The 8,218-nt window shown below is 35.8% G+C and carries 7 protein-coding genes and 2 pseudogenes; 7 read left to right on the top strand and 2 right to left on the bottom strand.

The window, feature by feature from the left end; all coding sequences use genetic code 11:
- Together HNS38_RS19275 and HNS38_RS19270 are read right to left on the bottom strand one after the other, a co-directional pair.
- Positions 1-140 (bottom strand): annotated as a pseudogene (locus HNS38_RS19275) (IS5/IS1182 family transposase); the annotation flags it as partial.
- A gap of 52 nt (positions 141-192) precedes the next feature.
- Positions 193-854, bottom strand: a pseudogene (locus HNS38_RS19270) (IS6 family transposase).
- A 168-nt stretch (positions 855-1,022) separates the two neighbouring features.
- On the opposite strand from HNS38_RS19270, the gene HNS38_RS19265 reads away from it, so the two are divergent.
- From HNS38_RS19265 to HNS38_RS19235, 7 genes are all read left to right on the top strand, one after another.
- Complete coding sequence (locus HNS38_RS19265; RefSeq protein WP_172346933.1) at positions 1,023-1,613, top strand: TIGR00730 family Rossman fold protein; 591 nt, start codon at positions 1,023-1,025, stop codon at positions 1,611-1,613.
- Positions 1,610-2,161 (top strand): AAA family ATPase, encoded by a 552-nt coding sequence (locus HNS38_RS19260; protein WP_172346932.1) that lies wholly within the window; start codon positions 1,610-1,612, stop codon positions 2,159-2,161. The genes HNS38_RS19265 and HNS38_RS19260 overlap by 4 nt, the downstream gene beginning before the upstream one ends.
- A 1-nt stretch (position 2,162) precedes the next feature.
- On the top strand, positions 2,163-2,699 hold the full coding sequence (locus tag HNS38_RS19255; RefSeq protein WP_172276179.1) for a cytidine/deoxycytidylate deaminase family protein: 537 nt from the start codon (positions 2,163-2,165) through the stop codon (positions 2,697-2,699).
- A gap of 250 nt (positions 2,700-2,949) precedes the next feature.
- Positions 2,950-3,630: an outer membrane beta-barrel protein gene (locus HNS38_RS19250; RefSeq protein ID WP_172276177.1), complete on the top strand. Its 681-nt coding sequence runs from the start codon at positions 2,950-2,952 to the stop codon at positions 3,628-3,630.
- Between the two features lie 221 nt (positions 3,631-3,851).
- Entirely contained in the window at positions 3,852-4,829 is a 978-nt protein-coding gene (locus HNS38_RS19245) for a methylated-DNA--[protein]-cysteine S-methyltransferase (RefSeq protein WP_172346931.1), read from the top strand.
- A gap of 327 nt (positions 4,830-5,156) precedes the next feature.
- Positions 5,157-6,776, top strand: a complete 1,620-nt coding sequence (gene lnt / locus HNS38_RS19240) for an apolipoprotein N-acyltransferase (protein WP_172346930.1) — start codon at positions 5,157-5,159, stop codon at positions 6,774-6,776.
- Between the two features lie 103 nt (positions 6,777-6,879).
- Complete coding sequence (locus HNS38_RS19235; RefSeq protein WP_172276171.1) at positions 6,880-8,040, top strand: leucine-rich repeat domain-containing protein; 1,161 nt, start codon at positions 6,880-6,882, stop codon at positions 8,038-8,040.
- Positions 8,041-8,218: the final 178 nt, after the last annotated feature.

Here is an 8,218-nt window from a genome sequence, read left to right as displayed (position 1 = left end):
CTCCGATATAAATTGTAACAAAGTGCCTCCATTAGATTTTGAGTGTGCATTTTTTTCATTCCTCTGTATTTAGCAGCACCTCCTAAAAACCAAATTTTTATTCCTCCGAAAGGGCGTTCAACTTTAAACCTTGTTTTACTGTTCTGTCGCATTAATCCAACCATAGTTTTAAAAATCAAATATAATTAAATATTATACAGCTAAAGAATAAAATGTTTTGAAAGCAGTGGCCTTGGAGTTTTCTATCTGATTCTTTTTAATGATACATACGGTTTCTATTCCTGCTAGAGTTCTTTGAGCGGATTCAAATTCTTTAAATCCAGTACTAATGGCTATTCTTCTCTTGATATTCCGATGGTCTTGCTCCACAATATTATTTAAATACTTGCATTGTCGCCATCTAATTTCCTTAAAATTCCTTCTATTGATTGTCCTTATCCCTTCTTTATTTGCTCCGCTTTTATCAATATTAATAACCCTTGGAATATCATTATTACCAATGGCTTTTTTCAATAATTTCTGTGCTGAACCCTTCATTCTTCTCTTGGTTAACAGGAAATCAATGGTATCTCCATATTTATCTACAGCCTATATAAATAGTGGTCCTTGCCTCCTACCTTGATATAAGTTTCATCCATCCTCCAGCTATTATTGACCTTCCGTTTCCTTCGATGCATATTTGCTTCAATCAAAGGACTAAACTTAAAAACCCACCTTTGAATAGTGGAGTGGTCAACCTTTACTCCTCCTATTGAAAGCAATTCCTCAACATCCCTATAGCTTAAGGAGAACCTTAATTTGAAATAAACTGCTTGAAGGATGATAATACTGAGATATCGGTGGTGCTTGAACATCAATTATGGTTTTGTTGGTGGTAAAAGTAGAAATTCTTTTACCTTTGACTAATTAATGCGACAGAACCACGCTAAGTACTCAAGGCACTTGGAATACTCAAAAACAATTAATCCGCCATTACTTTCACAAAGCTACAGGCCAATATAAATATTCCCTAAATTCGCAGCATGAAGAAAATATGTGTTTTTTGTGGTTCCAGCATGGGAACCGATCCTATATATCGTCAGAAAGCGGAGGAATTAGCCGATTATTTAATCCAACATGATATGACCTTAGTTTATGGTGGTGCCAATGTGGGTTTAATGAAAATATTGGCTGACAAAATGTTGGCTGCTGGTAAAGAGGTGATAGGCATAATGCCTCATCATCTCATCGAAAAAGAAGTGGCCCATACTGAGCTTACTGAAATGATAGCCGTGGATTCAATGGCCGAAAGAAAAGACATTATGATTGAAATGTCAGATGCTTTTATTGCCCTTCCGGGTGGTTTTGGTACTTTAGATGAAGTAGCCGAGGTTTTGGTTTTAGACCAATTGCATATTATTGAAAAGCCCATGGGATTATTAGATGTGAAAGATTATTTCTCACATTTGGTGAAGTTTTTTGAGCTTGGTGTGGGCGAAGGATTTATCAGACAAGAGCACTTGGACAACCTATTGGTAGATAGCGATACGGAAATGCTCATGAATAAACTATCAGATTATAAACCCATCACCATGACCAAATGGCTAAAAGACATTAAAAAAGAAAGTAAATGATCATTATAGGAATTACAGGAACTTTAGGAGCTGGAAAAGGAAGCATTGTAAAATACCTAACCAAAGAAAAAGGCTTTACGCATTTTTCAGTACGTGGATATTTGCAAAAGGAAATGGAAAAAAGAAGAATGCCCAATAATCGCGATAGCATGACTTCTTTGGCCAATGAACTCAGAGCCCAAAATTCGCCTTCTTATGTTACCGACCAATTATATTTTGAAGCTTTAGAGAGCGGTAAAAACTGTATTATTGAAAGCATCAGAACTCCTGGGGAAATCACTTCTTTAAGAGAAAAAGGGAGTTTTTATCTTTTTGCTGTTGATGCTGATGCTGCCGTCCGTTACGAGAGAATTAAATTAAGAGCATCCGCGACTGATCATATCAGCTACGAAACATTTCTAGCCAATGAAGCTAGGGAAATGAACAGCACCGATCCCAACAAACAAAATCTAAAGAAATGTATTGAGATGGCCGATTTTTCTATTGACAATAATGGAGACAGAAATCAGTTAATCATTCAAACAGAAAAAATCATCGAAAAACTATAATATGTCTGAAAAACATAAAACTGAAGTTCACATTCGCCCATCGTGGGATGAATATTTCATTCAGCTTGCCGATACTGTAGCCCAAAGAGCCACTTGCGATAGAGGAAGGAGCGGTTGCGTGATTACTAAAGACAAGCAAATTTTGGTGACGGGTTATGTGGGTTCTCCAAGAGGATTGGCCCATTGTGATGATGTTGGACATTTATTTAAAAAAGTCATTCATGAGGATGGCCATGTTACACAACATTGTGTAAGAACAGTACATGCAGAGCAAAACGCCATCACCCAAGCAGCAGGAAGAGGAATTGCCCTAGAAGGCGGAACGCTTTATTGCAGAATGACTCCTTGCAGAACTTGTGCCATGCTCATTATCAATTGCGGAATAAAAAGAGTGGTTTGCGAAAGGAAATATCATGCTGGAGACGAATCAGAGGAGATGTTCAAAGAAGTGGGTATCGAGTTGACTTATATGCATGATGAAATACAACAATATAGTGGTCAGAAGATAGATAACACCGATATGTTCAGAAAAGAATAGGCCATTAAAGAGCCCCTTTTCCTCTGAATCTTATATTATTAACATTATTTAGCACCTATTCCTTAAAATCATGAACAAGGGTTCGGATGATTATTTTGTATATTTGCCCCAATATTTGAAATAATAAAACCTTAGGACATCATTATTTATAAATGATTCCGAAAATAAATTGTAATTAGTATTTGAAATCTAAGCTGGCTTTAATGAATGTTGTTAGAGTTTAGCAAAGAAAAAATATCAAAATAAACTTATGAAAAAAGCAGTCATATTTTCACTTTTAGCCATTATTGGTTTTGGAGCATTTGCACAACCAGTTGCTGAAACTACTATGAAAAAAATATCTGTTGGTTACGACTTGTATACCAGCATCTGGATGGACATGCCTACAGGTATTAAAACCAGAACCATCAATCAAGGTGCCAATGTATTCTTGATGTACAATCATTTGATGGGTGATAATGGATTTAGTTTTGCAGGTGGATTGGGAATTTCTTCAGAGAACCTTTATCTTAAAAACGCTTATGTTCCTAATGTAAAAAGTGATTCTATTGCTTTTACTCCTGTTCCTTCTGGGGTTAAATTAAAAAGATCGAAAGTAAACGTTACCTATATTGATATTCCTGTTGAAATGCGTTATGTCACTAAAAACAAAATGCGTTTTACCTTAGGTATGAAGTTTGGATTCTTAATAGATTCTAAAACCAAAATCAAAGGAGATGCTTTTGATGAGGATGGTACCTTAGGTTATGGAAGCACTGAGAAGCAAAAAGACATGAATCAGCTAGAGTCAACTCGTTTTGGTGTTCAAGCACGTGTGGGTTATAAATGGGTTCACGCCTATGCTTACTATAGTTTGAATAAATTATTTGTAGCCAACAAAGGACCTGAAACCTATCCTATTTCTGTTGGTATTACTTTTATGCCATTCTAAGTAGTGGCTGCAAGAAAACTCCGATAAATCGTTATAGCCTTTCTGAAAACAGTCATCCTGATGATTAATATCGGGACTCCTTGATTTTCAGAAAGACTAAGCCTCGTTCTCGAAGCTTTCTTATCAACCACTGAGAAAAAAGGTAGTCTTCTTGCTGAGACTAAGTAAAAAAAAACAAAAAGTATAGGCTGCTGAATTTCAATAATTCAGCAGCTTTTTTTATGCCTTTTTTCTTTATATTTGTTGAAGGAGGAAAGACCATGATCAACACTCAAATCAGATTGGCCATTTTAGGATATGGCAAGGAATGCTCTAAAAAGAATGCCAAAACAGCAAGCCTAGTAGGAAGAACAGCTGCAAAGCAAGGAATATCATTAATCGCAGGGAATGTAACAGGAACATTTGCTCATGCATTTGAAGTTGTGAGAGATTTCCCCATCACCACTATTTGTGTCATAGAAAAACACAAAAAGCCAAGTGATAAAAAAATAGTGTCGGAGCTTTACCTCACCAAAGACAGCTATGCCAAACATAGCCAAATAAGTCAAATGGCCGATGCTGGAATATTAATTGGCGGTGGAGCTGGCTCACAACAACTGCTGAATCATTTTATAAAAAACAACAAAACGGTGATTGCCATTGAGGGAAGCGGAGGCATTACCAATCATGACCTTCCCCCTCAAGTATTAAAAGCAAAAAACACCACGGAAGCTTTTAGGATACTAAAAAGCATCAAAAACGAATCCTTTTTAAAAACCGAATTGGGCATCTTGAAGCTTAGCTTTAATCATTTTGCATTATCCAGATTAAGCTTTTCTGAGGAGGCCTTTGATAAAAAATCAAACTCAAATAATGAATTTTCTGAACAACTAAAAGCATACTTTTCTGGTACTAAAGTTGAGTTTACGGGTAAGCTATACCTTGAAGGTAGTGACTTCCAAAAGAAGGTTTGGAGGATCTTATTAGATATCCCCTACGGAAACACCCAAGAATATGGCGAGTTAGCAAAACAAATAAGCAACAAGAAAACTAGTGGTGCCATTGCCTATGCTGCCCAACAAAACCCAATAGAAATCATTATCCCTTGCCACCGATTATTAACAAAAAGAGGACAGTTGAGTAGCTATTCTGGTAGCTTAGTAACCAAAAGTCGTTTGCTCGACCTCGAAAAACACCAAACTGAGCTTCGGGTATTTTAAACCTGATTTCGATTATTAATTAGTATCAGGGCAAACTCATACTTAATAATAAAGCTACAGATACAAGAAAACAGAGCGATCTAAGATAAAAGGCTAGCGCGAAAAGTTCTACTGATTGTAACATCAGTATGTTTTCCGTGCGAAAAAATTAGCATCATAGAGTGTGTTTTAAACGCACGAAGCTAGCTTCAGTAAAAAAATAAGAAAAATAAAAGTACGAGTTTGCCCTGTCGCTCCAATTTTTTACTACTCATATCGTTAGGTTTGCTTATTTTTGCATTCATACTAATTATCCATTGCATCATCATTAGCACAAATTCTATTTATATGCTAAAATCTAAGTTATTATTATCTATCATTAGCGGAGTATTATTAAGCTTGGCTTGGCCTGCTCATGGCTTCCCTTTTCTTATTTTCATTGCTTTTATTCCTTTGTTTTTTATCGAAGATCAACTAAGCAAAGAATCTAAAAAGCCATTGCGAAATATTTTTCTGTATACCTATATTGCTCTATTTACTTGGAATGCACTAAGTACTTGGTGGATATGGAACTCCTCCATATTTGGAGCCATAATGGCCATTGTTTTAAATAGTCTATTTATGAGTTTGGTGTGGGTGGTATTTAGCTTTTCGAAAAAGTATTTTCATCATAATAGAAATGCCATTTTCTTGCTTCCGATTTTTTGGGTGGCTTTTGAATACCTACATCTGGATTGGGATTTAAGCTGGTCATGGTTGAATTTAGGTAATGTTTTTGCCAATCATTCATATGCTATACAATGGTATGAGTATACTGGTGTATTTGGTGGTACTTGGTGGATACTTATCATAAACATCCTAATTTACAAATTATTAAAAAAATTATTGGAGGATAAACCAAGAGCCAGTCAACTCGTTTTCTCTTCCTTCCCTATTTTCCTGCTCATTCTGACTCCTTTACTTTTCTCCATTTACCAATATCAAACTTATACTGAAAAAGGAACAGACACCGAAGTTGTAGTGGTACAGCCCAATATGGATCCATGGAGTGAGCAGTTTCTAAGCCCTCCTCAGGAAGTTATCGATAGAATGATTCAACTATCTATTCCTTTAATCTCTCAGGAAACTCAGTTTTGGGTAGCTCCAGAATCTGCCATTCAAGAAGGAATTCAAGAACCTTCCATGACAGTAGGTGCCAGAATGCAGAAAGGAATATCCATTCCTCGACTACAAAATTTCATGACTGAATTTCCAAATTTAAAAATGGTGATAGGTGGCAGTACTTATCGTTTTCTAGATGAAGCTACCAGTACTTCTCGCGAAACAGAGAATGGAGGAATCTATGATGAATACAATACAGCCATTATAATGAATCATCAAAAAGTGGAAGACACCTATCACAAAAGCAAACTGGTTCCCGGTCCCGAGAAAATGCCTTTTAAAAGCTTACTAAAACCACTGCAATTTATGGCTTTTAATTTGGGAGGTACTGCGGGAAGTTTAGGCTATGATACCGAAAGAAAAGTATTCTATTCTTCCCAAGGAATAGGCGCCGCTCCATTGATTTGTTACGAGAGTATTTATGGCGAATTTGTGACCGAGTTTGTTAAGAATGGTGCACAAATCCTGATGGTTATTACTAATGATGGATGGTGGGGAAACACTCCAGGACATCAACAACATTTGGCATTTTCAAGGCTCAGAGCCATAGAGACCAGAAGAAGTGTGGCTCGCTCTGCCAATACTGGAATCTCTTGTTTTATCAACCAAAGAGGCGATGTGACGGAAGCTACCGCTTATTGGGTTCAAGATGCTCGAAAACACACAATGAAAGCCAATTCAGAACTTACTTTTTATGTGAAGTATGGTGATTATCTAGGTCGTTCTTCTGTCTTCTTAGCCATCCTTTTATTACTCATTAATGTGACTGTTTATTTTAAAAAAGAAAAGCCAAATGAAGTCGATTAACTCTTTTATCCTTGGATTTTTTATAATTGCATTATCCTTTTCCAATTTTGCTCAAGCACAACAAAATAGAGATTCTATCCTAATTATACATGACTCTATCTTTATGTCACAACGACTATATGAAGATAGTGTGAGAGCAGTTGAAATTCAGGAAAAATTGAAGGAGTTTTTTAAATTAAAGCCAGACACTGTTAAACAAGTTCATCTTTCCAAATTAGAATTAAAAAAAGCTCCTGAGTTGACGAGTTTCCATAATACCAAAATCATCTATTTACATGGAAATCAAATTGAGAAGATCAAAAAGAAAACATGGCCAGAATCTGACAGCCTAGAAACCATTATTCTAAGTTCAAACCATCTGAAACGCATTAGTTTTAAAAAGAACCACAGCATCACCAATCTCGATTTATCAGAGAATAAATTAAAAAGAATTCCTAGATCCATCAGGAAATTAAAGCAACTAAAGCACCTTGATCTCAGTAAAAATGAAATCAAAAGAATCCCCTGTTTTATTAAAAAAATGGACAGTCTAAAAGAGATTAAGCTCAATTATAATCAAATTCAAACTTTGAGCAAAAGAGACATCCGAAAGCTTAAAAACTTGGAGAGTATTCATATTGGTGCCAACGGCATTACTGAGCTACCCGATAACCTTGAATTACTCACAAAGCTAGTAAGTCTAAATCTAGGCATCAACCAAATTAGCGATATTCCTCCCTCTTTTTCTGAGCTCAAAGAATTGGAGCATCTAATTTTTTATAGAAATGAATTCACCTTTATTCCTGAGAAGATTTGGGAATTGAAGAAACTTAAAGAGATAGATTTCTATCACAATAAACTCACCAAAATTCCAGCACAAATTGGAAATGCTAAAAAACTGGAACAAATATATTTGGCCTATAATCAGATTTCCCAAATTCCTGATACATTATTCACACTACCAAATCTCATCGCACTATATCTCCATCATAACGAAATCATCATGGTGCCCATAGGCTTAACCCATTTGAAACAATTACTCTATTTAGACTTGGGTTATAATCGTATTTTTGAGATTCCAGATTTAAGTGAAATGACCAAGCTTATCGAAATCGATCTTCAAGAGAACAGTCTATCCGAATTCCCCTATGAACTCACCGAAATCAAAAGCCTTAGAAAAATCTATCTGATGGGAAACTCCTTTGTAATGACTGATAAAGAAAGAGCCGAAATGGAGAAGTTGAGAACCGAATTGCTGGAATTGGATATTCGCTTGTTTTTTTAATCTCCAGCTATAAAGTCAACTTACAATAACTCACTATATCCATATTTTCACCAATCCCGAAGCAGGAACATCAATAGCAATAGCCCCTTTATTCAACGTATTCTATTCTCCGAAGTATAGTCACTAATAACCTGAGTTCGGTTTTTAACTATCTGAAATTCAGTTGTTAATGGTGATA

It is taken from the genome of Lentimicrobium sp. L6, assembly GCF_013166655.1.
Taxonomy (GTDB): domain Bacteria; phylum Bacteroidota; class Bacteroidia; order Bacteroidales; family UBA12170; genus UBA12170.
Note: the sequence above shows the minus strand (reverse complement) of the source record. Positions and strands in the feature narration are given on the sequence as shown.

What these genes read in the sequence shown, in the direction of transcription:
- HNS38_RS19235 (WP_172276171.1), top strand. Translation starts at nt 6,880, where the DNA reads ATGTCACAACGACTATATGAAGATAGTGTGAGAGCAGTTGAAATTCAG.
- lnt (WP_172346930.1), top strand. Translation starts at nt 5,157, where the DNA reads ATGCTAAAATCTAAGTTATTATTATCTATCATTAGCGGAGTATTATTA.
- HNS38_RS19265 (WP_172346933.1), top strand. Translation starts at nt 1,023, where the DNA reads ATGAAGAAAATATGTGTTTTTTGTGGTTCCAGCATGGGAACCGATCCT.
- HNS38_RS19245 (WP_172346931.1), top strand. Translation starts at nt 3,852, where the DNA reads ATGCCTTTTTTCTTTATATTTGTTGAAGGAGGAAAGACCATGATCAAC.
- HNS38_RS19260 (WP_172346932.1), top strand. Translation starts at nt 1,610, where the DNA reads ATGATCATTATAGGAATTACAGGAACTTTAGGAGCTGGAAAAGGAAGC.
- HNS38_RS19255 (WP_172276179.1), top strand. Translation starts at nt 2,163, where the DNA reads ATGTCTGAAAAACATAAAACTGAAGTTCACATTCGCCCATCGTGGGAT.
- HNS38_RS19250 (WP_172276177.1), top strand. Translation starts at nt 2,950, where the DNA reads ATGAAAAAAGCAGTCATATTTTCACTTTTAGCCATTATTGGTTTTGGA.